The sequence below is a fragment of the Dactylosporangium sp. NPDC049525 genome (genome assembly GCF_040676755.1).
Lineage (GTDB): Bacteria > Actinomycetota > Actinomycetes > Mycobacteriales > Micromonosporaceae > Dactylosporangium.
On record NZ_JBFAPO010000076.1, the window covers coordinates 22,444 to 46,297 of the forward strand.

25 protein-coding genes and 1 riboswitch are annotated in these 23,854 nt (G+C 73.3%); of the genes, 11 read left to right on the forward strand and 14 right to left on the reverse strand.

From position 1 onward, the window contains the following. Window positions 1-10 precede the first annotated feature (10 nt). Genes cobM through AB0K00_RS51495 form a run of 5 tightly spaced genes read right to left on the reverse strand, consistent with a single transcriptional unit; the run spans window position 11 to window position 6,249 of the window. Window positions 11-769 carry a precorrin-4 C(11)-methyltransferase gene (gene cobM, locus AB0K00_RS51475; protein ID WP_363538162.1) on the reverse strand — a complete coding sequence of 253 codons (759 nt, stop codon included), beginning with the start codon at window positions 767-769 and terminating at the stop codon, window positions 11-13. Next, window positions 751-2,280: a precorrin-6y C5,15-methyltransferase (decarboxylating) subunit CbiE gene (gene cbiE / locus AB0K00_RS51480; RefSeq protein ID WP_363538164.1), complete on the reverse strand. Its 1,530-nt coding sequence runs from the start codon at window positions 2,278-2,280 to the stop codon at window positions 751-753. Before cbiE ends, cobM begins: the two co-directional genes overlap by 19 nt. After that, on the reverse strand, window positions 2,271-3,611 hold the full coding sequence (locus AB0K00_RS51485; protein WP_363538166.1) for a cobyrinate a,c-diamide synthase: 1,341 nt from the start codon (window positions 3,609-3,611) through the stop codon (window positions 2,271-2,273). The genes cbiE and AB0K00_RS51485 overlap by 10 nt, the downstream gene beginning before the upstream one ends. Then, window positions 3,605-4,207 (reverse strand): cob(I)yrinic acid a,c-diamide adenosyltransferase, encoded by a 603-nt coding sequence (cobO, locus tag AB0K00_RS51490; protein WP_363538168.1) that lies wholly within the window; start codon window positions 4,205-4,207, stop codon window positions 3,605-3,607. The genes AB0K00_RS51485 and cobO overlap by 7 nt, the downstream gene beginning before the upstream one ends. Before the next feature lie 2 nt (window positions 4,208-4,209). Beyond that, window positions 4,210-6,249, reverse strand: coding sequence for a VWA domain-containing protein (locus AB0K00_RS51495; protein ID WP_363538170.1), 2,040 nt, complete (start codon window positions 6,247-6,249; stop codon window positions 4,210-4,212). Between the two features lie 39 nt (window positions 6,250-6,288). Further along, window positions 6,289-6,484: riboswitch (cobalamin riboswitch) on the reverse strand. A gap of 59 nt (window positions 6,485-6,543) precedes the next feature. On the opposite strand from AB0K00_RS51495, the gene AB0K00_RS51500 reads away from it, so the two are divergent. The 3 genes from AB0K00_RS51500 to AB0K00_RS51510 all read left to right on the forward strand — a co-directional run bounded on the left by AB0K00_RS51500 (window position 6,544) and on the right by AB0K00_RS51510 (window position 8,627). Then, window positions 6,544-7,383, forward strand: a complete 840-nt coding sequence (locus AB0K00_RS51500; RefSeq protein WP_363538172.1) for a hypothetical protein — start codon at window positions 6,544-6,546, stop codon at window positions 7,381-7,383. A 65-nt stretch (window positions 7,384-7,448) separates the two neighbouring features. Then, window positions 7,449-8,234 carry a hypothetical protein gene (locus tag AB0K00_RS51505; protein ID WP_363538174.1) on the forward strand — a complete coding sequence of 262 codons (786 nt, stop codon included), beginning with the start codon at window positions 7,449-7,451 and terminating at the stop codon, window positions 8,232-8,234. A 21-nt stretch (window positions 8,235-8,255) separates the two neighbouring features. Further along, a complete protein-coding gene (locus AB0K00_RS51510) occupies window positions 8,256-8,627 on the forward strand; it encodes a hypothetical protein (protein ID WP_363538176.1) in 372 nt (123 codons plus the stop codon). A gap of 11 nt (window positions 8,628-8,638) precedes the next feature. On the opposite strand, the gene AB0K00_RS51515 is transcribed toward AB0K00_RS51510, so the two are convergent. Then, window positions 8,639-9,388 carry a copper resistance protein CopC gene (locus tag AB0K00_RS51515; RefSeq protein ID WP_363538178.1) on the reverse strand — a complete coding sequence of 250 codons (750 nt, stop codon included), beginning with the start codon at window positions 9,386-9,388 and terminating at the stop codon, window positions 8,639-8,641. An 85-nt stretch (window positions 9,389-9,473) separates the two neighbouring features. Here AB0K00_RS51515 and AB0K00_RS51520 point away from each other — a divergent pair, with 85 nt between their 5' ends. Further along, on the forward strand, window positions 9,474-9,941 hold the full coding sequence (locus tag AB0K00_RS51520; protein WP_363538180.1) for a hypothetical protein: 468 nt from the start codon (window positions 9,474-9,476) through the stop codon (window positions 9,939-9,941). After that, the gene (locus AB0K00_RS51525; RefSeq protein ID WP_363538182.1) at window positions 9,938-11,185 is read left to right on the forward strand and encodes a hypothetical protein; all 1,248 of its coding nucleotides are present in this window, start codon (window positions 9,938-9,940) and stop codon (window positions 11,183-11,185) included. Before AB0K00_RS51520 ends, AB0K00_RS51525 begins: the two co-directional genes overlap by 4 nt. Before the next feature lie 248 nt (window positions 11,186-11,433). On the opposite strand, the gene AB0K00_RS51530 is transcribed toward AB0K00_RS51525, so the two are convergent. Further along, entirely contained in the window at window positions 11,434-12,603 is a 1,170-nt protein-coding gene (locus AB0K00_RS51530) for an MFS transporter (protein WP_363538184.1), read from the reverse strand. Between the two features lie 199 nt (window positions 12,604-12,802). Beyond that, entirely contained in the window at window positions 12,803-13,216 is a 414-nt protein-coding gene (locus AB0K00_RS51535) for a hypothetical protein (protein ID WP_363538186.1), read from the reverse strand. Window positions 13,217-13,389: 173 nt separating this feature from the next. Here AB0K00_RS51535 and AB0K00_RS51540 point away from each other — a divergent pair, with 173 nt between their 5' ends. Beyond that, the gene (locus tag AB0K00_RS51540; protein WP_363538188.1) at window positions 13,390-14,166 is read left to right on the forward strand and encodes a class I SAM-dependent methyltransferase; all 777 of its coding nucleotides are present in this window, start codon (window positions 13,390-13,392) and stop codon (window positions 14,164-14,166) included. Between the two features lie 31 nt (window positions 14,167-14,197). Here AB0K00_RS51540 and AB0K00_RS51545 read toward each other — a convergent pair whose 3' ends face one another. Genes AB0K00_RS51545 through AB0K00_RS51560 form a run of 4 tightly spaced genes read right to left on the reverse strand, consistent with a single transcriptional unit; the run spans window position 14,198 to window position 18,022 of the window. Then, window positions 14,198-15,067, reverse strand: coding sequence for an alpha/beta hydrolase (locus AB0K00_RS51545; protein WP_363538190.1), 870 nt, complete (start codon window positions 15,065-15,067; stop codon window positions 14,198-14,200). 35 nt (window positions 15,068-15,102) lie between these two features. Beyond that, on the reverse strand, window positions 15,103-15,297 hold the full coding sequence (locus tag AB0K00_RS51550; protein WP_363538192.1) for a hypothetical protein: 195 nt from the start codon (window positions 15,295-15,297) through the stop codon (window positions 15,103-15,105). Window positions 15,298-15,324: 27 nt separating this feature from the next. Then, entirely contained in the window at window positions 15,325-15,975 is a 651-nt protein-coding gene (locus tag AB0K00_RS51555) for a response regulator transcription factor (RefSeq protein WP_363538194.1), read from the reverse strand. Further along, complete coding sequence (locus AB0K00_RS51560) at window positions 15,965-18,022, reverse strand: sensor histidine kinase (RefSeq protein ID WP_363538196.1); 2,058 nt, start codon at window positions 18,020-18,022, stop codon at window positions 15,965-15,967. Before AB0K00_RS51560 ends, AB0K00_RS51555 begins: the two co-directional genes overlap by 11 nt. Window positions 18,023-18,196: 174 nt before the next feature. Here AB0K00_RS51560 and AB0K00_RS51565 point away from each other — a divergent pair, with 174 nt between their 5' ends. After that, complete coding sequence (locus tag AB0K00_RS51565; protein ID WP_363538198.1) at window positions 18,197-18,832, forward strand: hypothetical protein; 636 nt, start codon at window positions 18,197-18,199, stop codon at window positions 18,830-18,832. 3 nt (window positions 18,833-18,835) lie between these two features. Here AB0K00_RS51565 and AB0K00_RS51570 read toward each other — a convergent pair whose 3' ends face one another. Further along, window positions 18,836-19,420, reverse strand: a complete 585-nt coding sequence (locus AB0K00_RS51570; protein ID WP_363538200.1) for a helix-turn-helix domain-containing protein — start codon at window positions 19,418-19,420, stop codon at window positions 18,836-18,838. A 95-nt stretch (window positions 19,421-19,515) separates the two neighbouring features. On the opposite strand from AB0K00_RS51570, the gene AB0K00_RS51575 reads away from it, so the two are divergent. The 4 genes from AB0K00_RS51575 to AB0K00_RS51590 all read left to right on the forward strand — a co-directional run bounded on the left by AB0K00_RS51575 (window position 19,516) and on the right by AB0K00_RS51590 (window position 23,211). Next, a complete protein-coding gene (locus tag AB0K00_RS51575; RefSeq protein ID WP_363538202.1) occupies window positions 19,516-20,016 on the forward strand; it encodes a MarR family winged helix-turn-helix transcriptional regulator in 501 nt (166 codons plus the stop codon). Continuing rightward, on the forward strand, window positions 20,013-21,581 hold the full coding sequence (locus AB0K00_RS51580) for an MDR family MFS transporter (RefSeq protein WP_363538204.1): 1,569 nt from the start codon (window positions 20,013-20,015) through the stop codon (window positions 21,579-21,581). The genes AB0K00_RS51575 and AB0K00_RS51580 overlap by 4 nt, the downstream gene beginning before the upstream one ends. Window positions 21,582-21,687: 106 nt before the next feature. After that, on the forward strand, window positions 21,688-22,530 hold the full coding sequence (locus AB0K00_RS51585) for a helix-turn-helix domain-containing protein (protein WP_363538205.1): 843 nt from the start codon (window positions 21,688-21,690) through the stop codon (window positions 22,528-22,530). A gap of 69 nt (window positions 22,531-22,599) precedes the next feature. After that, on the forward strand, window positions 22,600-23,211 hold the full coding sequence (locus tag AB0K00_RS51590; RefSeq protein ID WP_363538206.1) for a dihydrofolate reductase family protein: 612 nt from the start codon (window positions 22,600-22,602) through the stop codon (window positions 23,209-23,211). 45 nt (window positions 23,212-23,256) lie between these two features. On the opposite strand, the gene AB0K00_RS51595 is transcribed toward AB0K00_RS51590, so the two are convergent. Next, on the reverse strand, window positions 23,257-23,854 hold a 598-nt coding region (locus AB0K00_RS51595; RefSeq protein WP_363538207.1), incomplete at its 5' end, for an SDR family NAD(P)-dependent oxidoreductase.

Consider the following 23,854-nt stretch of genomic DNA (forward strand, 5'->3'; position numbering starts at 1 on the left):
ACGGGCCGGATCAGGACCGGGGCCGGGTGGTTGAGTACAGGTGGCTGTCGGGGAACTCCTCGGCGGTGAGGACGCGGCCGACGACGATGACCGCGGTGCGCAGGATGCCCGCCTCCCGCACCTGCCCGGCGATGTCGGCGAGGGTGCCGCGCAGGATCACCTCGTCGGGCCGGCTGGCCCGGGCGACGACCGCGACCGGGCAGTCCGCCCCGTACCAGGGAAGGAGCTCCTCGACCAGGACCTCGATGCGCTGCACGGCCAGGTGCAGCACGATCGTGGCGCGGCTGGCGGCCAAGGTGGACAGTTCCTCGCCCGGCGGCATCGGGGTGGCCCGGGCCGCGGTGCGGGTGAGGATGAGGGTCTGCCCGACGCCGGGCACGGTCAGCTCGCGGCCCAGCGAGGCGGCCGCGGCGGCGAACGCGGGCACGCCCGGCACGATCTCGTACGGCACCGAAGCGGCGTCGAGCCGGCGCAGCTGCTCGGCCATCGCGCTGAACAGCGACGGGTCCCCGGAGTGCAGCCGGGCCACGTCGAGCCCGGCGGCGTGCGCGGCGGTCAGCTCGGCGAGGATCTGGTCGAGGTCGAGGTTCGCGGTGTCGACGAGCCGCGCCCCGGGCGGGCACACGTCGAGGAGCTCGACCGGCACGAGGCTGCCCGCGTACAGGCAGACCGGCGTCCGGGCGAGCACGTCCCGCCCCCGCACCGTGATGAGGTCCGCGGCACCCGGCCCGGCACCGATGAAGTACACCGTCACTTCCACACCACCCATTGCGTCACCGGCATCATCGGCCGCCAGGCGAGGAACCCGCCGACGGGCGCGGCGCGCTGGACCGCGATCCGGGTCAGTTCGCCGCCGTGCGTCGCGTGGAGGTCGGCGACGAGCCGCTCCGACTCGACGGTGACCGCGTTGACGACGAGCCGGCCGCCGCCGGGGCGCAGCGCCGACCAGCAGCGCTCGAACACCCCCGCCGCGGTGAAGCCGCCGCCGATGAAGATGGCATCGGGTGGTGCCAGGCCGTCGAGGGCCTCGGGCGCCGCACCGAGCACAGTGGACAAGTGCGGGACGCCGAGGGCGCCGGCGTTGGCGGTGACCCGCCCGGCGCGCACCGGGTCGCGTTCGACGGCGACGGCGCGGCACGACCGGTGCGCGCGCAGCCACTCGATCGCGATGCTGCCGGAGCCGGCGCCGACGTCCCACAGCAGCTCGCCGGGGCGCGGGCCGAGGGCCGCGAGGGTGACGGCCCGGATCTCGCGCTTGGTCAGCTGGCCGTCGGAGGTGTACGAGTCGTCGGCGAGCCCGGGCACCACCTGGAACCCGCCGCCGCCACGGCAGTCGACGGCGACGACGTTCAGCGGCCCGGCCCGGTCCACGTCGTGGTGCACCCGCTCGTCCGGGCCGCCGAGCGACTCCAGGACGGTGACGCCGCCGGCGTCGAACCCGGCCTCCCGCAGGATCTGCGCCACCTGCGCCGGGGTGCCGGCGCCGGCGCTGAGCACGAGGACCCGCCGCCCGTCGTGCAGGACCCGGCGCAGCGCGTCGACGGACCGGCCGACGGCGCTGACCACCTCGACGTCGTCGAGGGCCCAGCCGAGCCGCGCGCACGCCAGGGACACCGCCGACGGGTGCGGCACGACGTGCACGTGCCCGGCGCCGAGCAGCCGCACGAGGGTCGTGCCGATGCCGTGGTACATGGGATCCCCGCTGGCCAGGACGACGACCCGCGCGGCGTGGTGCTCGGCGAGCAGCCGCGGCAGCGCCGGCACCAGCGGCGACGGCCACGCGACCCGCTGTGCGTCGCCGTCGGCCGCGACGAGGTCGAGCTGCCGTTTGCTGCCGAACAGGACGGTCGCGGCGGCGATGGCGGCCCGGCCCGCCGGGGCGAGGGACTCGAGGCCGTCGGCGCCGATCCCGACGACGGTGACGTCGGGGGCGAGCGCCGCGACGGCCACGGTGGCGACCGCCGAGGACCGCTTGTCCAGCAGCAGCAGTCCGGGGCCCGAGGCCCGGGCGGTGAGCAGCGCGGCGGCCTCGGCCACGCTCGGGGTGCCGGTGTGGGCCGCGACAGTCCCGGACGGGTTCGGGACGTCGACGCCGGCGAGGGCCACGGCCGGGTGGACGACGACCTCCCAGCCGTGCCGCGCGGCCACCTGCCGGGCCAGGTCCGCCCGTGCCTCCACAGTGGACAGCGCGACGACCTTGCCGTCGAAGGACGGCAGGAGCGCCTCGATGTCGCCGGCGGTCGCGGTGGAGCGGGCGCCGAACCCGAGCACTAGCCGCATGCGGCGACCAGCCGGCGGGCCAGTTCCGGTGCGCCGGCCCAGTGCAGGTGCAGGTAGGACGCGTGCACCGACCCCGCGCTGAAGCCTTCCCGCACGGTGCCGGCCTCGCCCCGCCACGCCCACGCCGGGGTGGCCCCGGCCGGCGGGGTGACCGCGGTGCGGTGGAACTCGTGGCCGCTGACCCGGGTGCCGGCCGGCGCCAGGACGCTGTCGGTGACGGCGACGGCGTCGCGGTAGCCGAGGGTCAGTTTCGGCGTCATGGCCGCGTCGACCGGCAGCACGCCGCACATCGGCTTGCCGTCGAGAGACTTGGCCAGCCACAGCAGGCCGGCGCACTCCGCCGCGACCGGGCCGCCGCGGGACGCGAGGGCGTGGACCGCCTCGCGCAGCGGTGTGTTGTCGGACAGCTGCTGGGCGTACACCTCCGGGAAGCCGCCACCCACGACGAGCCCGCGGGTGCCGGGCGGCAGCGACTCGTCCCGCAACGGGTCCACTGTGGACACCTGAGCGCCGGCGGCGGTGAGCAGCTCGACCGTCTCCGCGTAGCTGAACGAGAACGCGGGACCGCCGGCGACCGCCACGACCGGCCGGCCGGCGACGGGCTCGGCCACCGACGGCGACCACGGCGCGAACGCCAGCGGCGGCGCGGTGCGGGCCACGGCGAGGACCGCGTCGAGGTCGACGCCGGCGGTCACGACGGCGGCGAGGGCCCGCACCGACGCCATGGCCTCGGCGTGCCGTTCGACGACGGGGACGAGGCCCAGGTGCCGCGACGGCGCGGCGACCGCGTCGTGGCGGCGCAGCACCCCGAGGACCGGGGTGCCGACCTCGGCGCACGCGTCGCGGAGGATCTGCTCGTGCCGGTCGGAGCCGACCCGGTTGAGCACGACGCCGGCGATGCGCACGCCGGAGCCGAACGAGCGGAAGCCGTGCACGACCGCGGCGATCGAGCGGGCCTGGGCGGTCGCGTCGACGACGAGGACGACCGGCGCATCGAGGAGCTTCGCGACGTGCGCGGTGGAGCCGAACTCCCCCGCGCCGGTGCGCCCGTCGAACAGGCCCATGACGCCCTCGACGACGGCGATGTCGGCGCCGGCCGCCCCGTGCGCGAACAGCGGCCCGATGCGGTCCTCGCCGACCAGCACCGGATCCAGGTTGCGGCCGGGCCGCCCGGCGGCGAGGGCGTGGTAGCCGGGGTCGATGTAGTCGGGCCCGACCTTGAACGGTGCCACCGTCAGTCCGCGCGCCGCGAACGCCGCGAGCAGCCCGGTCGCCACGGTCGTCTTGCCGTGCCCGGACGCCGGTGCCGCGATGACGATCCTGGCTACCACTCGATGCCCTGCTGCCCCTTGCGCCCCGCGTCCATCGGGTGCTTCACCTTCGTCATGTCGGTGACGAGGTCGGCGAGGTCGATCAGGTCAGGATGCGCGTCCCGGCCGGTGATGACGACGTGCTGGTTGCCGGGCCGGTCCCGCAGCGTGGCAACGACGTCGGCGACGTCGACCCAGCCCCACTTCATCGGGTACGTGAACTCGTCGAGCACGTAGAACCGGTGCGCCTCGGCGGCCAGGTCGCGTTTGATCTGCTCCCAGCCCTCGGCGGCCTCGGCGGCGTGGTCGCGCTCGGTGCCGGGGCGCTGGATCCAGGACCAGCCCTCGCCCATCTTCTGCCAGACGACGGGGCCGCCCTTGCCGGTCTCGCCGAGCGCCTTGAGCGCGGTCTCCTCGCCGACCTTCCACTTCGGGCTCTTCACGAACTGGTACACGGCGATCGGCCAGCCGGCGCTCCACGCGCGCAGCGCCATGCCGAACGCGGCGGTCGACTTGCCCTTGCCCTGTCCCGTGTGGACGGCCAGGACGTGCTGCCTGCGGCGCTGGCGGGTGGTGAGCCCGTCGTCGGGCACGCTCTCGACCTTGCCCTGCGGCATGTTCAGCTCCCCATGTGCGACAGGGCCGACAGCGGGACGCAGTCGGCGGACAGGGCGCGGGCGAGGCGCCCGGCGAGGCCGAGGCGCACGGGTCCGGACTCGCAGTCCACGACGACGGCGGGGATGCCGGCGAGCGCGGGCGCGACGGTCAGCGGGTCGGCGCCGCTGGTGGCCCGGCCGTCGGTGACGATGACGAGCAGCGGCCGGCGGCGGGCGTCGCGGCGGCGCTCGCCGTGCAGCGTGCGGGCGGCCCGGAGCAGCCCGGCGGCGAGCGGGGTGCGCCCGCCGGTGCGCAGTTCGGCCAGGCGCAGCACGCCGACCTCGTGGCTGGCGGTCGGCTCGAGGACGGTGGTGGCCTCCGCACCCCGGAAGGTGATCATGCCGACCTTGTCGCGGCGCTGGTACGCGTCGCGCAGCAGCGACAGCACGGCCGTCTTCACGACCGCCATGCGCTGCCGGGCGGCCATCGAGCCGGACGCGTCCACGACGAACAGCACCAGGTTGGCCTCCCGGCCCACCTTGACCGCCTCGCGGAGGTCCTGGGTCTGCACGCTGCGGGAGCCGCGCATTGCCGCGGCCCGCAAGCTGTCGGGCAGGTGCAGGCTGACGAGCTTGCCGCCGCTGGGCTGCCGGGACCGCACGACCCGCCCGTGCCGCGAGTACGCTGGCGAGCGCCGGCCGGCGTGCGCGCCCTGCTGCCGGTTGGCCCGGCCGCCGATGCGCAGCAGCCGCGTCTTGTACGGCGCCTGCGCGAACGCCAGCTCCCCGGCCGGCTGCGTGACCGGCCCGTCGGAGGGTTCGCCCGGCGTGGGTTCGACCTGCGCGGGCGGCGCCTGCGCGGCGTGATCGCCGGCGGGTGGCGGACCGACCGGCGGCGGACCTGGGTTGCCCGGTGCGCTGCCAGGACCACCGTCACCGCCTCCGTCACCGGCAGCGGCCGGCTCGCCGGCCGTGGACGGCCCGCCGGTATCCGGGTCCTCGTCGCCTGGGTCGTGCCTGGCGTCGTCGTCGGGGTCGTCGGGGTCGTCGCCGAGCTCCTGGTCCAGGATCTCCTCGAGGCGTTCCTGGTCCGCGCCCGGCGGGTCGAGGGGGTCGCGGCGGCGCCGGTGCGGCAGCGCGAGCCGGGCCGCGTCGCGCAGGTCGTCCTTCGTCACGACGGTCCGGCCGTGCCACGCGGCGAGCGCGACCGCGGTGCGGGCCACGACGATGTCGGCGCGCAGCCCGTCCACCCGGTACGCCAGGCAGATCCGCGCGATCCGGTCCAGCTGACGGTCCGGCAACGTCACCCCGGGCAGCGCGCGCCTGGCGGTGGCGATCCGGCCGGCGAGCGCGGCGTCCTCCTCGATGAAGCGGGCCGCGAACGTCTCGGGGTCCAGCTCGTACGCCAGCCGCCGCCGCACCACCTCGGCCCTCGGTGCGGGCGTGGTCGGCGACGTGACCCCGACGACCAGGCCGAACCGGTCGACGAGCTGCGGGCGCGGCTCGCCCTCCTCCGGGTTCATGGTGCCGACGAGCAGGAACCTGGCGGCGTGCTTGACGGAGACCCCGTCGCGCTCGACGTGGGCGCGGCCCATCGCGGCGGCGTCCAGGAGCAGGTCGACGAGGTGGTCGGGCAGGAGGTTGACCTCGTCGACGTAGAGCACGCCGCGGTGGGCGGCGGCGAGCAGGCCGGGCTCGTAGGCCTTGACCCCGTCGCCGAGGGCCCGCTGCAGGTCCAGGGTGCCGACGACCCGGTCCTCGGTCGCGCCGACGGGCAGCTCGACCAGGGCGGAGCGGCGGCGGGCCGCGGGCGCGTCCAGGGAGTGCGGGCCGTCGGGGCAGGACGGGTCGGGCGCGGTGGGGTCACAGGCGAAGCGGCAGCCGGCGACGACGTCGACCTCCGGCAGCAGCGTGGCGAGGCCACGCACGACGGTCGACTTGGCGGTGCCCTTCTCACCCCGGACGAGGACCCCGCCGATCGCCGGTGACACGGCGGTCAGCAGCAGGGCGAGGCGCAGGTCGGGCAGGCCGACCACGGCCGAGAACGGGTATGGCGACGTCAACGGGCACATCCTTATCGAGCGGGTCCGCGCCCGCTGGGTCATGGAGCGTGAGCGGCCGGAGTCTCCTGACTCCCGGATCGCCGCCGCCCCCCGACCTTCCGGCCGGTGCGGCCGTGGTCCGTGCGCTGGAGGGTGACTCCCCGGTCACAGTGGCGGGACCGTCCCAGACTCGCACTGGGTTCCTCCCTATGACCGCTCGGGGTTCATCGTGTCCCACGGCTCCCAGTGACGTCAACGTGACCCAAATCCTTCGGTGCCGCCGGACCGGGCCGAACAGTGAACGTGGGCAGGAGCGTGGCGCACGCCGTCCTGTGTGTCGTGCTGACCGCAGGCCTGCTGGTCGCGGCCGTGCACCGGCGGCTGCCGCCGCTCGCGCCGGAGACGTCGGTGGCGCCGCCGGGCACCCGCGCCATGTGGCTGTGGGAGCGGGAGCCGCCCGAGGCGGTCGTCGGCTGGGCCGTCGCGAACTCGGTGACGACGATCTTCGCGTACTACGACCCGCGCGCCGACGTGACGGACCTGACCCGGCTGCGCGCGCTGTGTGACGGCGCCGGGATCACCCTTGACGCGCTCGGCGGCGAGCCGGCCTGGACGACGGACCACGCGACCGCGCTCGGCTGGGCCCGCGCCGCCACGGCCACGGGGCTGTTCCGGGGGCTGCACGTCGACGTCGAGCCCTACCTGCTGCCGTCCTGGAAAGAGCAACAAGCGGCGCTGGTACCGCGGCTGCTGCAGCTGCTCGACGAGCTGGCGCGGGTCGGCCCGCCGGTCGAGGTCGACGTGCCGTTCTGGCTGCCGACGGTGCAGGCCGGCGGGGAGAACCTGGCCGACGCCGTGCTCGCCCGGGTCGACGGCATCACCGTGATGAGCTACCGCAACACCGCCACCGGCGGCAACTCCATGCTCGGCGTCGCCGACGACCTGCTGCGCCGCGCGGGGAAGGCGGCCAAACCGGCGCGGCTGGGCGCGGAGACGCAGGCGCTCGGCGACTGTCCGTACTGCACGTTCCACGGCGGCACGGGCAGCGCGATGCGGGCGACGTTGAGCGCGGTCGACAGCGCGGCGCAGCGGTACGCGGCGTTCGAGGGAATCGCGGTGCACCAGTACGACACCTGGATGGCGCTCGGCGGGTAGCTCAAGCCCCCGCCGGGCCGGCCGATCTGGCAGACATCAGCAGCCCACAGACAAGGACCCCTCCGATGCGCCGTTCAGCCTCAGTCGCCATCGCCTGCGCCGCCGGAGCGGCCGCCGTCCTGCCGGCGGCGGCGCCGGCCGGCGCTGCGACCGCGGACCTCGGCCTGGTCATCCCGCTGCTGGCGCCGATGCTGCCGGGGCAGACGGGCTGGGTGGGCACGCTGTGGGGCGCGTCCGGCGACGTCTGCGACGTCAAGGTCACCGCCTCGGGCGCCGGACTCACGGTCAACTACCCCGCGAACACAAAGACCTACTCGTCGCTGTCGAAGGGCGACTCGCTCGCGGCCGGGCACGTGGACTACGTGGCGTTCAACATCGGTGTCGCCACGTCGAAGCTCGTGTCGCTGAACCCGGTCACGCTGAGCTACACGTACACCGAGAAGGCCGACGGGGCGACCACCTGCACCGGCACGAAGCGGACCGGGTCACAAACCGCGACCCTGCCGGTCGTGTCGGTCACCGGCGACGCGATCACGCAGAAGACGTCCACCGTCACCGTGCCGAAGAAGACCCCGGTCTGGAGCCAGCTGGTGTTCCAGGCCCGCAAGGGCGGCGTCGACGACCTGCGCATCACCGTCTCCGGCGGCCCGACCGGCCTGGTCGTGAGCTACCCGCAGGAGCGGGCGTACACGCAACTCAACGACGCCGCGTCGCTGCCGGTCGGGACCGACGACTTCGCCGCGGTGAAGTTCGACGCGACGAACGTGGCCGCCGGCACCTATCAGCTCACGGTCAAGCAGACCTACGGCAGCACCACCGACACCAACAACCTCACCCTGGTCGTCGTCTAGCTTCCAGCGGAAAGGCCCGTCATGATCCGGCTCATCCTCGTCTCCCTGGCCGTCACGGCCGCCCTGGCCGGCTGCGGCGACGAGTCGTCGAACACCCCGGCGAAGATCACCGCACCGTCGGCGGCCGCCGCACCCTCCGCCGCCGCGTCGTCGACACCCGAACGGCTGGAGACGATCTTCCTGGACACGACGGCCGCGCACCTGTGCTCGGTGCAGTCGCGGGTCTACACCGACCCGGCGGCGATGGCCGAGGCGTACGCCAGCAAACCGGTCTATACCGGGCTGAGCGACGCGCAGGTCGAGCAGTACCAGCAGCGGGTCATCGCCGACCCGGCGTTCGCCAACCGGCTCACCGGGCAGATCCAGCAGACCTGCGGGTCAGCGACCGGCTAGCGACCGTCCCGTTATCGGAGGGCGGCCTTGCGGCGCTTCTTCTCCGGCTGCACCGGCGCCCGGCGGGCGGCGAGCCAGATCATGACGCCGACACCCACGATGAGCAGCGCCGGCAGCAGCCAGTCGGTGAGCACGAACGGCGTCGCCGGGGTGACCGGCGGCGGCAGCGCCTGCTGCGGCCCGGCGGTCGGTGCCGCCTGGGTCGCCGCCGGGGCGCTCTCCTTGTTCAGCGCCCGGGTCAGCGCCTCGGACGGCCCGGCGGTCGGCGCGGTCCAGCCCGCCGGCGCCGGCGTCGCTTGGCCGCTGTAGGTGAACCGCAGCTGCCCCTTCACCGCCTCGCCGTCGGAGGCGACCGACTGGTACGCCACCACGTACAGCCCCTGCTCCGGCCAGTGCGACACGGTGACGAGCGCCGGGAACCCGGTGTTGTAGACCTTCGGCTCGAACTTCCCCTCGACCAGGAAGTACTCCTGGACGGGCTTGTCGAGCCGCTTCGGCTCCCCGCCGCGCCACCCGCCGTCGACCCGCTGCCCCGAGGGCGCGGTGACGGTGAACCACGCGAAGGACGCCGGCTGCTCGGTGAAATACAGCGCCACATCGGCCCGCGGCTGGTCCACGGTGCTGTCCTGCACCGGGTCGGACATGGCCAGCTGCCCGTGGGCGGCGGCCGGCCCCGCCGGCAGCACGACGCCGAGCGCCGCGACGACGGTCAGCACCGCGAGTCGGATCGTAGTGACCGCTGTGGTGCTGCCGGATCGCATCGGCACATGATGCCGGGTTCCCCCGTGGGCGACAAGACGCTAAATTCACGTCCCTAACGAACCCGCCGCCCCGGGAGCCTGCTTCGTGCCTGCCGTCCGCTCCACCGTCGCCGCCGCCTGCCTGCTCGCGTTCCTCACCGCCGGCTGCGACTCACCCTCCCCGTCGCCGTCCACCGCCGCCGGCACGCCGGCCCCGGCCGCGTCGACCAGCACCGCGACCGCCCCCGGGACCGACGCGCCCTCACCGACCGCCGGGCCGACCTCCGCGCCCGCCTCCCCGGTGCCCACCGTCGACAAGGAGGTCGTCGTCACCGTCGCGAAACGCAAGGTGACGCCGCCGACCGGCCGCGTCGAGGTCGCCAAGGGCAGCCTGGTGCGCATCACGGTCACCTCCGACGTCGCCGACGAGCTGCACGTCCACGGCTACGACAAGACTCTGACGCTGCCGGCCGGGGCGCCGGCCTCGATCGAGCTGCGGGTCGACCGGACCGGGCTGTTCGAGGTGGAGACGCACGCGTCGCACCTGGTCCTGTTCCAGCTCGTGGTCCGTTGAACACCGACCTCGCGCCGGTCCTGGCGCACGGCGTCGGTGGCCGCCAGGACCTGCCGCTCACCCTGGGCCAGCTGCTCGTCGGCGCCGCCGCCGCGCTGATCGTGTCGTTCCTGGTGCTCGGGGTGGCGTGGCGCTCCCCGCGGCTCGACCCCGCCGCGGGACGGCCGATCGGGACGTTCACCGTGCCCGCCGTCGTACCGCGGCTGCTCGGCATCGCTTTTCTGGCCGTCCTGGCCTGGACGTTCACGCTGCCCGACAGCGCCGACAACCCGGCCGCCGGGATCGTGTACGTGCTGTTCTGGGTCGGACTGGTCCCGCTGTCGCTGCTGCTCGGCCCGGTGTGGCGGTCGCTGAACCCGCTGCGGACCCTGTCGCTGGGCTTCAAAGCCCGCCGGCCGCTGCCCGACGCCGTCGGCTACTGGCCCGCCGCGGCCGGGCTGTTCGCGTTCGCCTGGCTGGAGCTGGTCGCCCCGGACCGGGCGACCCTGCCGGTCATCGGCACGTGGCTCGCCGTGTACGCCGTGGCGATGCTCGCCGGCGCCTTCGTCTACGGCCCCGACTGGTTCACCCGAGGCGACGCGTTCGAGGTGCTCAGTGACCTCGTCGGCCGGCTCGCCGTCATCGGCCGGCGCCCCGACGGCACCCTCGTCTGGCGCAACCCCCTCGACGGGATCGCCGGCCTGCGCCCCGCGCCCGGCCTGGTCGCCGTCGTCGTCGTGCTGCTCGGCGCCACCTTCTACGACGCGATGTCCGGCGCCCTGTTCTGGCTGCGCTTCACCCAGGAGAACGGCCTGCCCGCCCCGGTCACCGGCACCCTCGGCCTGCTCGGCGTCATCGGCGCGGTGGCTCTCGCGTACACCGTGGCGACCCGCACCGCGGGCCGGCGCGGCCACACGTCGGCGGAGCGCACCCCGGGCGAGCTGGCCCACTCGATCGTGCCGATCGTCGTCGGCTACGTCGTCGCGCACTACTACTCGCTGTTCGTCCTGGAGGGCCAGCGCACCGTCGCGCTGCTGCTGGACCATCCGGACTTCGACCCGTGGACCGGCGTCATCACCCCGACGGGCGTCGCCAACGTCCAGATCACCGCCATCATCCTCGGCCACCTGGTCGGCACGGTCCTCGCCCACGACCGGGCCCTGAAACTCTTCCCCCGCGCCCAGGCCATGACCGGCCAGGTGCCGCTACTGGGACTGATGGTCGCCTATACGGTCGCGGGCCTGCTGCTGCTCTTCACCGGCTGAATTCCACCGTCAACGCAAGCTTGGTAGAGCGACGCGAGGGAGGAGCGCCGCTCTACCGGTCCAGCAATATATGTGTATCGAAGGGGACCTTCGAGCTAGTCCTTGCGAGGGTCTGCGTGACCCTTTCAGTTGCCGCTGAGAAGAGCATGCCCGGTGCCACTTGGCGCCCACTTGGCGAATACTTGCGCTGATCTGTCCCCCACCCGACACCCCTGACCGGTATCAACGGCGGCGGTCACGCACTCGCGTCACGTGCTCGTGGTGAAGAGCAGGACGATGACGGCGACGAGCATTGACGTCACGCCGGCGGTGATCAGGGCGCCGCCGCCGCCGAGCCAGGTGATGAGGGGTGCCGCGGCCGCGGTGCCGCCGCCGATCGCGGTCTGGGTGACGGCACCGACGGTCGCGAAGAGGCGGCCGTGCCGTTCCGGTGGGGTGCGGGCCGTAACCAGGGCGCTCTGGGCGACGTTCAGCATGCCGTTGCCCACGCCGCCGGCGACGGCCGCGGCGTAGGCGATCAGCAGGCCGGGCGCCACGCCGATGCCGGCGATCCCGGCGCCCATGGTCAGGCACGCGACCGCGACCGCGCCCCGGTGGCTCATCCGGATGTGGGGCAGCAGCTGCGAGCCGGCGAGCGCGCCGACACCCCACAGCGTCAGATACAGCCCGTATTGGCTGTCGGTGGCGCCGAGCTGGTCGATGAAGCGGAACGGCGCCGCGACGTTGTCGATCACGGCCGCGCCGACGCAGACGGCGGCGCCGAGGACCGCGACGGACAGGACCCGGTCGGCGAGCAGCAGCCGCAGCCCACCGGACCGGTCCTTCGCCACGGTCGCGGGGTCCGGGCGGCGGCGGACGGACAGCAGCGCGCACGCGCCGGCGAGCACCGCGAACGTGACCGCGTCGGCGAGCACCGCGGTCCGCACGCCGAACCAGCCGGTGAGCAGCCCGCCGACCCCGGGTCCGACGATCCAGCCGATCCCGACGCCCGCGCCGAGCCGGGCGAAGCCGCGCTCCCGCCCTTCGGGGCCGGTGATGGCGGGGACGAGCGCGTTCGTCGACGGCCGGACGAACGCCGACAGGCCCGCGAGCGCGGCGAACAGCAGCACCGTCGGCAGCGGCCCGTCCAGCAGTGCCAGCGGCACCGCGACGACGGCCTGGCCGAGCAGCGCGAAGATCAGCAACGACCTGGTCTCGACCCGGTCGACGACCCGACCCACCAGCGGCGCGAGCACCACGAACGGCACCAGCTCGGCGGCCAGGATCGCCGCGACCCAGCCACTGCCGTGCGGCTGCAACCGCAGCAGCAACGCGATGAACGCGGCGGCGTCGCCGGCCATCGACACCGCGAGCCCTGCGGTCAGGATGCCCAGGTCCAGGCGCCCACGCCGGGCATCGAGCGTCTTCGTCGTCGCCATGTCCGCCACGGTACCGGCGCCGCCGTCACCGCACGGACCCGTTCAGGAGGCCGTCAGCCGGCCAGGACGGGCGCTGGGCGCAACAGGCGGCGGACGGCGCGGGCGCCGGCACAACAGGAGGCGGACAGCGCGGAACGCCGGCCAGCGCGAAGGCTGACCGGCGTTCCTAGCGCAGTCGAGACGCACCCGAGCGGGTGGGTCAGGCGCTGCTGTCGGAGATCTCGTAGTTCGGGCCGTCCAGGACGTCACCGAGGAAGCTCTCGAAACGCTCCGTCAGCGACGCGACGTGCGTGTCGGAGGAGGCGTCGGAGGCCTCGACCTCAGCGGCGCCGAACCCGGCGGAACCCTCCTGGCCATACGCGGCGTAGGTGTGCTCCGACTCGATCTCGGTGTGCTCGTAGTGCGTGTACTCGGTCACCTCGTAGTGGTTGCCCGCGGCGTCCGTGTACTCGATGTGCTTGACGTTCTCGAACTCGGTGTGCTCGATGCTCTGGTGGTCCTGCTCGAGAATGCCGTACTGCGAGCTGTAGTCCTGCTCGCTGCCGGACTCGGCGTGGGCCTCCGAGAGGCCGCTGTGGCTGTCGCCGGTCTCGATCTCGCCGTACTCGCTCATGGGGGTGGTCCTCTCGGATGCGTATCTCGGTGTTGCGCTGTTGGACCTAACGGTACGGCCACCCGTCAGACCCAAAATCCCGGAAACGTGCCACCCCCACATCAGCCGAACCGGCCGACAGCACCGGGAAAATTGCCGGTGGCCGATCGAATGCTGTCGGTATAACAGTGGGTATGGCCACGGACGCGATCTCTGAGTACTACCGGCGCGGGGGCGAACGGACCAGGCTGACCGCGTCCGGTGTGGGCCGGCTGGAGTTCCTGCGGACCTGGGACGTGCTGTCGCGGGTGTTGCCGCCCGCACCGGCGACGCTGTTGGACGTGGGCGGCGCCACCGGCGTCTACGCCCGCCCGCTCACCGCGGCCGGCTACCGGGTGCACGTCCTCGACCTGACCCCGGAGCCGGGGGTGACCGCCGCCCTCGGCGACGCCCGGGCGCTGCCGGTCGCGGACGGGGTCGCCGACGGCGTGCTGATGCTGGGCCCGCTGTATCACCTGCACGAGCGAGCCGACCGGGTCGCCGCATGGCGGGAGGCGGCGCGGGTCGCGAAGCCCGGCGGCGTCGTGGTCGGCGCGGTGATCAGCCGGTTCGCGTTCCTGCTGGACGGCCTGCTCAAGGGCTTCTTCGATGATCCGGGATTCCCGCCGCTGGTCGAGCGGGCCCTACGGGAGGGCCGGCACGTCAACGACTCCTCGGGCCGCAGCTACTTCACGACCGCGTACTTCCACCGGCCGGAGGAGGTCGCCGCGGAAGCCGAGGACGCCGGGCTCACCGACGTCCAGGTCGTCGCGGTGGAGTGCCCGCTGTGGCTCAGCGACGACCGGCTGGAGGCGCTCGTCGGCGACCCGGCGGCGACGGAGACGATGCTGGACCTGCTGCGCGGCGTGGAGAGCGAACCCAGCATGCTCGGCGCCAGCGGCCACCTCCTCGGCGTCGCCCGCCGGCGGTGACTCACTTCCGGCCGGCTCCCGCCGCGGTGCTTCAGGCCTTCCCGGCCCAGAAGCGGTCGAGCTGGTCGCAGATGAAGTCGGGCCGTTCCTGGAAGACCCAGTGCCCGCACTGCTCGATGACGCCGCCGTGCACCTCGGTGGCGATGGCGTTGGCGCTGTCGAAGCAGTGCGCGCCGAAGGACGACCGGCCGCCCCAGGCCATCATCGGCACCGTCAGCCGGGCCGCGGTCAGTTGCCTGGTCTGCTCGGCGATCTGCGGGATGTACCCGTACAGGTTGAGGCTGCCGCGCAGGTTGCCGGGCTGCCGCATCTGCTCGGCGTAGGCCTGGACCTCGGACTCCGGCACCGCGGCCGGGTCGTAGGCGAAGTCCCGGAAGAAGTGCCGCAGGTACTGCTCCTCGCGCCCCGCCACCAGGAAGTGCGTGATGTCCATGTTCATGTGCATCCCGAGGTGCCAGTAGGCGACCCGCGGATCGACGTACCCCGGGTAGTCGAGGCCGAAGAACGGCGTCTCGATCGTCGCGAGCGACAACGCGCGGCCCGCCGCCAGGTACGCGAGCGCGACGGCGGGCGGCCCGCCGAGGTCGTGGCTCAGGATGTGGAACCGGTCGATGCCCTCGAGGTCGAGCAGACCCAGCATGTCGGCGGCGATCGTCTTCGGCTCGTAGCCGCTGAACGGCTTGTCGCTGTCGGCGCAGCCGCGCAGGTCCGGGGCGATGAAGCGGTACCGGTCGGCGAACCGCTCGATGATGCGCAGATACTGGCGGTGCGACTCCGGCCAGCCATGCATGCAGAGCACGACCGGCCCCGACCCGGCGGTGACGTAGTGGAGCCGGACGCCGTTGGTCTCGGCGCGGTGGTGGCGCACGTCCATCAGGGTCTCCCGGTCGCGGATCGGCACACAACAGGTCCTCCCGGCTACCCACCCAGCCACGATCAAACGGCAGGTCCTCCCGCTACCTCGGAAAGGCCGACGCGGCGAACGGGGAAGACCAGGTGGGTGACGCGATCTCCCTGGACGCAGACCGTCGGGTCGCCGAGCGGGACGTCCTCGACGGCGAGGCTGCCGAAGAACGGCCGGCCCTTCCCCATCACCACCGGCACCAGGTCGACAGCGACCTCGTCGAGCAAGGGCGCGAGGACGCCAATCCGGCGGGGTCAGCGGCCGAGGCCGGCCTCGCGGGCGCGGACGATCGCCTCGGAGCGGTCCGCTACCTGCAGCTTCGCGAACACGTTCGAGACGTTGTTGCGGACCGTTTTCTGGGACAGGAACAGGGTCTGGGCGATCTGCTGGTTGGAGCGGCCGGCGGCGAGCAGTTCGAGGATCTCCCGCTCGCGGGCGGTGAGCTCCGGGAACGCGGTCGTCGCCGTCGGAGGGCCGGCGGCGAAGAACTCGGCGATGCGGCGGGCGAGGGTCGCGCCGAAGACCGCGCCGCCGGAGGCGACGGTCCTGATGGCGCGGACGATCTCCTCCTGTTCGGCGCCCTTGACCAGGTAGCCGCGGGCGCCGGCGCGGACGGCGCTGAAGACGGTGCCGTCGTCCTCGGACATGGTGAGCACGACGACGCCGACGGAGGAGGCCTCGGTGGCGAGGCGGCGGGTGGCCTCGATGCCGTTGAGGTCGGGCATCTGCACGTCCATGACGACGACGTCGGGCAGCAGGTCGACGGCGAGGGCGACGGCCTCGGCGCCGGTGGCGGCGGTGCCGACGACGTCGATGCCGTCGACGGAGCCGAGCAGCACGGCGAGGCCGTCGCGGAAGATCGGGTGGTCGTCGGCGACCAGGACCCGGACCGGCTCATCGGCCATCGGGCACCTCCTGCAAAGAAGAAGATCCTAACGGCAGCGTGGCGCGGACCGCGGTGCCGCCGCCGGGCGGGCACTCGACCTCGCACCGGCCGCCGAGTTCGGCGGCACGTTCCCGCAGCGAGATCAGCCCGACCCCGGACGGCGTGCCCACGGCGATGCCCGCCCCGTCGTCGACCACCGAGACCACCAGGTTGTCCGAAATTACGGAAAAATCCACTGCGCAAACGCCGGCGCGCGCGTGCTTCGAGACGTTGGTCAATGCCTCCGACGCGATCCGGTACGCAGCGACCTCAACGGCGGCGGCGAGCCCGGCAGGCAGGGCACCGCCGACCCGGATCGTCAGCGCCGGCGTGCGCAAGCGGTCCGCGACCTGGTCCACGGCGCCGATCAGCCCCACGTCGTCCAGGGCCGGCGGGCGCAGGTCGTGCACGAGACGCCGTACATCCGCCAGGGCCGTCGACACGTCCTCGCGGGCCTGCCGCAGCACCTCGTCCGCCCGTGCCGGCGACGCGGCCAGGAGGTTGCGGGCGGTGTCGATGCGCAGCGCCACCCCGCCGAGCGCCGGGCCGAGGCCGTCGTGCAGGTCTCGGCGCACCCGGCGGCGCTCCTCCTCGCGCGCCCCGACCAGGCGTTCCCGGCTGTGCTGCAGCTCCGCGGCGAGATGACTGGAGCGGGCCGCGGCCGCGGCCTGCCGGACCACGTCGGCGAGGAGCCGCTCGTCCCGTGGTGACAGCACGGTGCGGGGTCCGCCGGCGGGCAGGATCAGTCGGCCGACGGTTTCGCCACGGTACGTGATGGGCAGCGTCTGCGTGTCCGGCACCGCGTGCCCGTGCTCGGCGAGCAGCGTCGAGTCCCCGCCGCGGTGGACCTCGACCGCCACGTACGGGGCGTTGAACGCCTCGGCAACGCTGCGGGCGACCGCGAGGAGCTGGTCCTCGGGGCTGTCGGTGCGCTCCAGCTGCTCCGCTAGGCCGGAGACGACGCGGTACGGGTCGTGCCGCCGGCCGAGCACGACCCGCTGGACGAGCTGCCAGAGGCGGTGCCGGAGCGGGCCGTACACGAGCATCACGACGAGCAGGCCGGCCAGTGCCGCGCCCTGCTCGCCGAGCAGCGTCGTCGCCGCGGCGAGCAGCACCGCGTCGACGGCGACGACCAGCGTGGCCAGGGCGCCGTAGAGGACGGTGCCGCCGAGGAGCCGGTCGATGTCGACGAGCCGCGGGCGCAGGATGCCGATCGCGACGGCGGCGCCGGTGACCACGACCGCCACGACCAGGCCGAGTGACAACGCCGACTGGGGCAGCAGCAGCGCGGACAGCATCACCAGCACGTCGACGACGCCGGCCCAGACGAGCCACCGCATGCGGGTCTTGTCGAGGCCGGTGGATTGCCGGTACCGGCGAAAGACGACCGCGAACGGGACCAGCATGCTCAACGGCAGCGCCGCGTAGCCCACCCGCAGCAGCACCTCCCACACGCCGTCGGGCAGCGGGATGCTCAGCAGGTCGGCCGAGAGGTCCTGCAGCGCCGTCGGCTCGGCCGAGGTGTCGACGGCGCCGGCGATGCGGGCCGGCACGAACAGCAGCGTGACGGGCATGATCGCGGTGCAGCCGAGGCTGACGAACGCGGCCCAGCGCCAGCGGCCGGCCGGCGGGCGGCCGTCCGGGTAGAAGATCAGCAGGAGCGGCAGCGAGAACAGCAGCGCCGCGCCCAGCCGCTGGTAGAGCCACCACGCGGTGGTCACGCCGGGCAGCCACGGGTCCTGCGCGGTGGCGTAGGCGACCCAGGCCGCGCAGGTGCCGTCGAAGGACCAGTGCAGGCCGCTGACGCACAGGATCCAGGCGACCGGGTTGCGCGGGAACCGGCGGGCCACGAGCGCGCCCGGCACGGCGAGGCCCAGCCCGGCCAGGCCGGAGATCCAGCCCGCTTCGATGCCGTCGGTGGCCCGCTGCCCGCCGAGCGCGACCTCCAGGACGATCGAGGCGACCGTCGAGGCGAGGGCGAGCAGGGCGAAGAGCCCACCCGCGAGCGTGGGGAGCCGCGTGCGCATGCGGCCATGGTGTCAGCCGGGGCGTCCCGTGGTCCCGAGGACAGCGGTCCCGTTCCGGCCGGGACATCGGCGGGGACGCGCTCCGGGGCGCCGGGCCCTGCCGCCCGGGTCGCCGCCGGACGCACGATGCACGGCATACCCGGCGAGCCCCGCCGTTCACATAAAGGAACTGCCATGACGATCCGCACCGAACCCGTCCCCGCCCGCACCGACGTCCTCGACAACCACCAGCCGCCGGCCGCGATCTCCGTCCGCGGCGTGCGGGCCCTGGGCCTCGCCCTGAGCGTCGGCACGCTGTCGTGGGCGACCAGCATGTTCACCGTCGGCAACAACCCGACCGACTCACTGGGCCTGACCATCACCGACACCACCGGCGGGCTGTTCCAGCTGGGGCTGTTCGCGCTGCTGGCGATCCAGGTCCGGACCCGCGCGACCGGCCTCACCAAGGTCGCCCGCGGCATGCTGGTCGTCGAGCACGTCCTGCTCGCCGTCGCCACCGTGTGGAGCTTCCTGCACGCGGTCCCGGCGCTGCGCGACGCGGCGTGGCTGATCCCGATGGACATCTTCTGGCCGCTGTCGATGCTCGGCATGGCCGTCATCGGCGTGAAGATCCTGTTCACCGGCCGCTGGAAGGGTGCCGCCCGGGTGTGGCCGACGGTCGCGGAGAGCTGGGCCGTCGTCACCGTCCCCGTGTTCGGGATCTTCGGCTCGCCGGTGGCGGACTACATCGGCGGCGGGCACCTGCTCATCGGCTACGTCGCGCTGGGCGTCATCCTGATGCTGCGCCCGCAGCTGACCGGCGCCCGCTGACCGTCAATCACACAGGAAGCCCTTGCCGGTCTCGGCGAGGGCTTCCTGCATGACGGCGATCAGTGGGGCGCCCCCGGTGCGGTCCGGATACGCCTGGACGGCGACCCGCAGCGCGGTCAGGAACGCCGCGGCCATCAGGCGGGCGCGCATCGGGGCGCCGACCCCGCGCGCGGACAGCTCCGCGGTCAGGCCGTCCTCCATCGAGGTGTACGTGGTGACCTGCTGCGCGGCGAGCGCCGGGTGCCGCCGGACGAGCCGGACCTGGGCGAGCCACCGCGGGTCGCGGGTGCCGAGCTCCTGGAACACCTCGACGGCGGCGGCGGTCAGCACCGGCCACGGTGCCTCGCTCGCGGGGCGGGACCGCACCGTGTCCAGCAGCAGCCGCATGCGGGCCAGGTCGCCGTAGAGGAGGGCCTCCTCCTTGCTGGCGAAGTAGTTGGAGAAGGTCCGCCGCGACACCTCGGCGGCGTCCGCGATCGCCTCGACGGTGACCCGGTCGAGGCCGTACTCGATCGCCAGCCGGACGGCGGCCTCGTGCAGGGCCTGCCGGGTGGCGGACTTCTTGCGTTCCCGCAGCCCGGTGCTCACGCTCCGAATGTTACCCACTTCTCATCGGGCAAACTTGCGCATTGGGCAACTTTTTAAGATGCTTGTACAAGGCAAGTAATAGGAGAAGGTGTCCGGTGGAGCTGCGCGACGAACTGCACCAGCTGATGAAGGTCCTCCGCGTGCTCAAGCAGCAGCGGCATCCGGTCCTGCCGTCCGGGACCGTCGGGCTGCTGCAGGCGATCGACCGGGTCCGCAGCGCCACCGGCGGCTGCCACCTCAAGGAGGTCGCCGCCAGCTGCGCCCTCGACCAGTCCACGACCAGCCGGGCGGTCAGCGCCGCCGAGCGGGAGGGGCTGGTCCGGCGGGTCACCGATCCGCACGACCGGCGGGCCAGCCTGCTGGAGCTGACCGACGCCGGCCGGGCCACCCTCGCCGACGCCGTCATCTGGTACGACGCCCTGCTCGCCGACGCCCTGCGCGACTGGACCGGCGAGGACGTCGAGCAGTTCGGGGCGTACTTGCGCCGCTTCACGACCGCCTTGCAGGTCTCGCAGATCTCACAGGCTCCGCACGCTTCGCAGATTTCGCACGCTTCACAGGTTTCGCACGCTTCGCACATGGAGGCATCACGATGAGTCAGACGAGGACCGAGGAGCCGATGACCCATCGGCAGATCCTCGAGGCGTTGAGCGGCCTGCTGCTCGTGCTGTTCGTGGCGATGGTGAGCTCCACCATCGTCTCCACCGCCCTGCCGAAGATCATCGGGGCGCTCAACGGCACGCAGGGCCAGTACACCTGGGTCGTCACCGCCACGCTGCTCACCGCGACCGCCTCCACCCCGATCTGGGGCAAGCTGGCCGACCTGTACAGCAAGAAGCTCCTCGTCCAGATCTCGATCGTCATCTTCGTCGCCGGCTCGATCGTCGCCGGACTCTCGCAGAACGCCGGTGAGCTGATCGCCGCCCGCGCCTTCCAGGGCATCGGCGTCGGCGGCCTGCAGGCCCTCGTCCAGGTCGTCATCGCCGCGATGATCCCGCCGCGGGAGCGTGGACGGTACAACGGCTACCTCGGCGGCGTCATGGCCGTCGCGACCGTCGGCGGCCCGCTGCTCGGCGGCGTCATCGTCGACACCTCCTGGCTCGGCTGGCGCTGGTGCTTCTTCGTCGGCGTGCCGATCGCCGTCATCGCGCTGTTCGTGCTGCAGAAGACCCTGCACATCGCCACGCTCCGGCGCGACAACGTGAAGATCGACTACCTGGGCGCCGCGCTCATCGCCGCCGGCGTCAGCACCCTGCTCATCTGGGTCTCCTTCGTCGACAACTCGTTCGCGTGGCTGTCCTGGCAGACCTTCGCCATGGTCGGCGCCGGCCTGGTCCTGCTTGCCCTCGCGATCCGGGTCGAGGCCCGCGCCGCGGAGCCCGTCGTCCCGCTGGACATCGTGAAGCAGCGCACCACCGCCCTGTCCATCGTCGCGAGCCTCGCCGTCGGCATGGCCATGTTCGGCGGCGCCGTCTTCCTCGGCCAGTACTTCCAGATCGGCCGCGGCTACACCCCGACCGAGGCCGGCCTGCTGACCATTCCGCTGATGGCCGGCGTCCTCGGCGCCTCGATCATCGTCGGCCGCCTGATCACCCGGTCCGGCAACATCAAGCCGTACATCGTCGGCGGCACCGTCACCCTCGTCGTCGGGTTCGCGGCCCTGGCCACCATCGACCACGAGACGTCCCTCGTCTTCGTCGGCGCGGCCATGCTGCTCGTCGGCGTCGGTGTCGGCTCCTCGATGCAGAACCTGGTCCTCGCCGTGCAGAACACCGTGCCCCTGAAGGACATCGGCGCGGCGAGCTCGACGATCGCGTTCTTTCGTTCCCTGGGCGGCACGATCGGCGTCTCGGTCCTCGGCGCCGTCCTCGCCCGCCGCGTCACCGACAACATCACGCACGGTCTGGCCGCCGCGGGTGTACCGGCCGGCTCCGGCGGGAGCACCAGCAACCTCAACGTCAACGCCCTCCCGGCGGCGCTGCAGCACGTCGTGCGGGCCGCTTACGGCGACGCGACCGGCCACATCTTCCTCATCTCGGCCGGCATCGCGGTCGTCGGCGTCGTCGCGGCGGCGCTGATGAAGCCGGCCGCGCTGCGCAGCACGCTCGACCTGGCGGCTCCCGCTCCCGCCGCGGACAAGGTCCCGGCGGCGACCCGCTGAGGACCCGCTGAACAATGACGTGGGCGGGGCGGCCACCCCTCGGGCCGCCCCGCCCACCGGCGTCTCCCCCGCCCTTCCTGGACCCACGTCGGCCACACTGGGGTTCGTGGAATACGTCGGCAGGGTGCCCGCCCCACCGCTCGACCGGTTCGTCGACGACATCTACTGCCTGACCGGAGTCCCGCGGCACCGCCGGATGAACGTCCCGCCGATGCCGTCGGCACACCTGTTCCTCAACCTGGGCGGGCCCGCCCGCCTGTGGGACTCCGACCCTTCGGTGCCGCCGGCGGTGTTCACCGACGGGTGGTTCATGGGGGTCTGGACCAGGCGTTTCATCGTCGAGTACCCCACCCGGGTGCGGATGCTCGGGGTGCATTTCAAGCCGTGGGGGATGTCGCCGTTCGTCGACCTGCCGGCGAGCGAGCTGCGGGACCGGTGGGTGCCGGTCGACGCCGTCTGGCAACGGTCCGTGGATCGGATCCGTAACCAGGTCGGCGACCTCGCCCCAGCCGCCGAGACGCTGCGGGTGCTGGAGCGGGAGCTGCGGTCGCGGCTCGCCGACGCGCCGGCCCGCGGCCTCGACCTGGTCCGGCACGCGGGCGGGCTCCTGGAGATCTCCCACGGCGCGGTCCCGGTCGGTGCGCTCACCGACGCCGCCGGGGTGAGCGCCAGCCACCTGACCGCGCAGTTCAAGTCCCATGTCGGGGTCACCCCGAAGCGGGTGGCGCGGATCTACCGCTTCGCGCGGCTGATCCTGTCCGTGGACACCCTGCGCCCGGTCAACTGGTCGCAGCTCGCCCACACGGCGGGCTACTTCGACCAGGCCCACTTCAGCAAGGAGTTCAAGGACTTCACCGGTCACACGCCGATGGAATACCTGGCCCTGCGGCGCCGGTTCCCCGCCGAGCAGGGGTTCCCGCCGGACAGCGGCCCGATGCCGGCCGAGTGATTTTTTACAAGCCCGGCCGCTCCCCGCCGGGACATGATCGGCGGGCGGATGTCGAGGTGAGGAGCGGCTGTGGGCACGGTCATCATGCACAACGTGGTATCGGTGGACGGCTTCATCGCCGACGAGCACGACGACGTCGGCCCGCTCCACGACTGGTACTTCAGCGGGGACACCCCGATCACCGGGGACGCCGACCAGCAATACGATCATTCCGGAGCCGGCAACGGCCTCAGGGTCTCGCACGTGTCGGCGCAGTACGTCCGGCCGATCTGGGCGGCGATCGGCGTCATCGTGATGGGCCGCCGCCTGTTCGACCTGGTGAACGGCTGGGAGGGCCGGCCGCCCGCGGGTGACCACGTGGTCGTGGTGTCCCACCGGCCCAAACCCGAGGGCTGGCACCCCGAGGCGTCCTACCATTTCGTCGCCGACGTGACGGCCGCGATCGACAAGGCCCAGGAGCTCGCCGGGGACCGGATCGTCAGCGTGAACGCCGGCGACGTGGGCAGCCAGATCCTCGCCGCCGGCCTCGTGGACGAAGTGGCGATGGACGTGGTGCCGGTCGTGTTCGGGTCGGGGAAACGCTACTTCGGCGGCATCGAAGGCCAGCACCTCCTCGAGGACCCCCACGTGGTCATCCAGGGCGACCGGGTGCTCCACCTGATGTTCAAGGTCCGCCGCTAGCGGGCACCCACGGCCGGGCCCGGGCTCGGCCCGGGCCCGGCCCGGTCACCAGGGGATGACGCCGTCGTCGTTGCGGAACGTGCCGGTCGGGCCGCCGTCGGGCAGCGTGGCCAGCCGGATCGCCGTCGCCGCCGCCTGCCGGGCGGGCCGCCCCTGGAAGCCGGTGAAGTCGGTCGCGACCAGGCCGGGGCAGGCGGCGTTGATGAGGATGCCCGTGCCGGCGAACTGCCGCGCGTAGTGCACGGTGACGGCATTGAGGTATGACTTCGTCGGCGAGTAGGCGGCCATGACCGGGCCGACCTCGACGCCGGGGTCCGCCTGCCAGGTCAGCGACCCGACGCTGCTGGAGATGTTGACGATCCGCGGCGACGCCGAGCGCCGCAGCAGCGGCAGCATCGCGTTGGTCACCCGGATCACGCCGTAGACGTTGGTGTCCACGACCCTGCGGACCACGTCGAGGTCGAGCGTGGTCGGGTCCTGCACCCAGCCCGGCCCCACCTCACCGGAGATGCCGGCGTTGTTGACGAGCACGTCCAGGCGGTCCAGCGTCGCCGCGGCCGCGGCGACGCTCCGGTGGCTGGTGGCGTACAGCGGCACCCCCAAAGCGGCCCCCCCCGCGGGGTGCAGCGTCGTAAACGCCGCC

Excerpts from the sequence above, each read along its gene's own strand:
- cobM (WP_363538162.1), bottom strand. The coding sequence starts at position 769 with ATGGGTGGTGTGGAAGTGACGGTGTACTTCATCGGTGCCGGGCCGGGT.
- cbiE (WP_363538164.1), bottom strand. The coding sequence starts at position 2,280 with ATGCGGCTAGTGCTCGGGTTCGGCGCCCGCTCCACCGCGACCGCCGGC.
- cobO (WP_363538168.1), bottom strand. The coding sequence starts at position 4,207 with ATGCCGCAGGGCAAGGTCGAGAGCGTGCCCGACGACGGGCTCACCACC.
- AB0K00_RS51505 (WP_363538174.1), top strand. The coding sequence starts at position 7,449 with ATGCGCCGTTCAGCCTCAGTCGCCATCGCCTGCGCCGCCGGAGCGGCC.
- AB0K00_RS51510 (WP_363538176.1), top strand. The coding sequence starts at position 8,256 with ATGATCCGGCTCATCCTCGTCTCCCTGGCCGTCACGGCCGCCCTGGCC.
- AB0K00_RS51515 (WP_363538178.1), bottom strand. The coding sequence starts at position 9,388 with ATGCGATCCGGCAGCACCACAGCGGTCACTACGATCCGACTCGCGGTG.
- AB0K00_RS51530 (WP_363538184.1), bottom strand. The coding sequence starts at position 12,603 with ATGGCGACGACGAAGACGCTCGATGCCCGGCGTGGGCGCCTGGACCTG.
- AB0K00_RS51535 (WP_363538186.1), bottom strand. The coding sequence starts at position 13,216 with ATGAGCGAGTACGGCGAGATCGAGACCGGCGACAGCCACAGCGGCCTC.
- AB0K00_RS51540 (WP_363538188.1), top strand. The coding sequence starts at position 13,390 with ATGGCCACGGACGCGATCTCTGAGTACTACCGGCGCGGGGGCGAACGG.
- AB0K00_RS51555 (WP_363538194.1), bottom strand. The coding sequence starts at position 15,975 with ATGGCCGATGAGCCGGTCCGGGTCCTGGTCGCCGACGACCACCCGATC.
- AB0K00_RS51560 (WP_363538196.1), bottom strand. The coding sequence starts at position 18,022 with ATGCGCACGCGGCTCCCCACGCTCGCGGGTGGGCTCTTCGCCCTGCTC.
- AB0K00_RS51565 (WP_363538198.1), top strand. The coding sequence starts at position 18,197 with ATGACGATCCGCACCGAACCCGTCCCCGCCCGCACCGACGTCCTCGAC.
- AB0K00_RS51580 (WP_363538204.1), top strand. The coding sequence starts at position 20,013 with ATGAGTCAGACGAGGACCGAGGAGCCGATGACCCATCGGCAGATCCTC.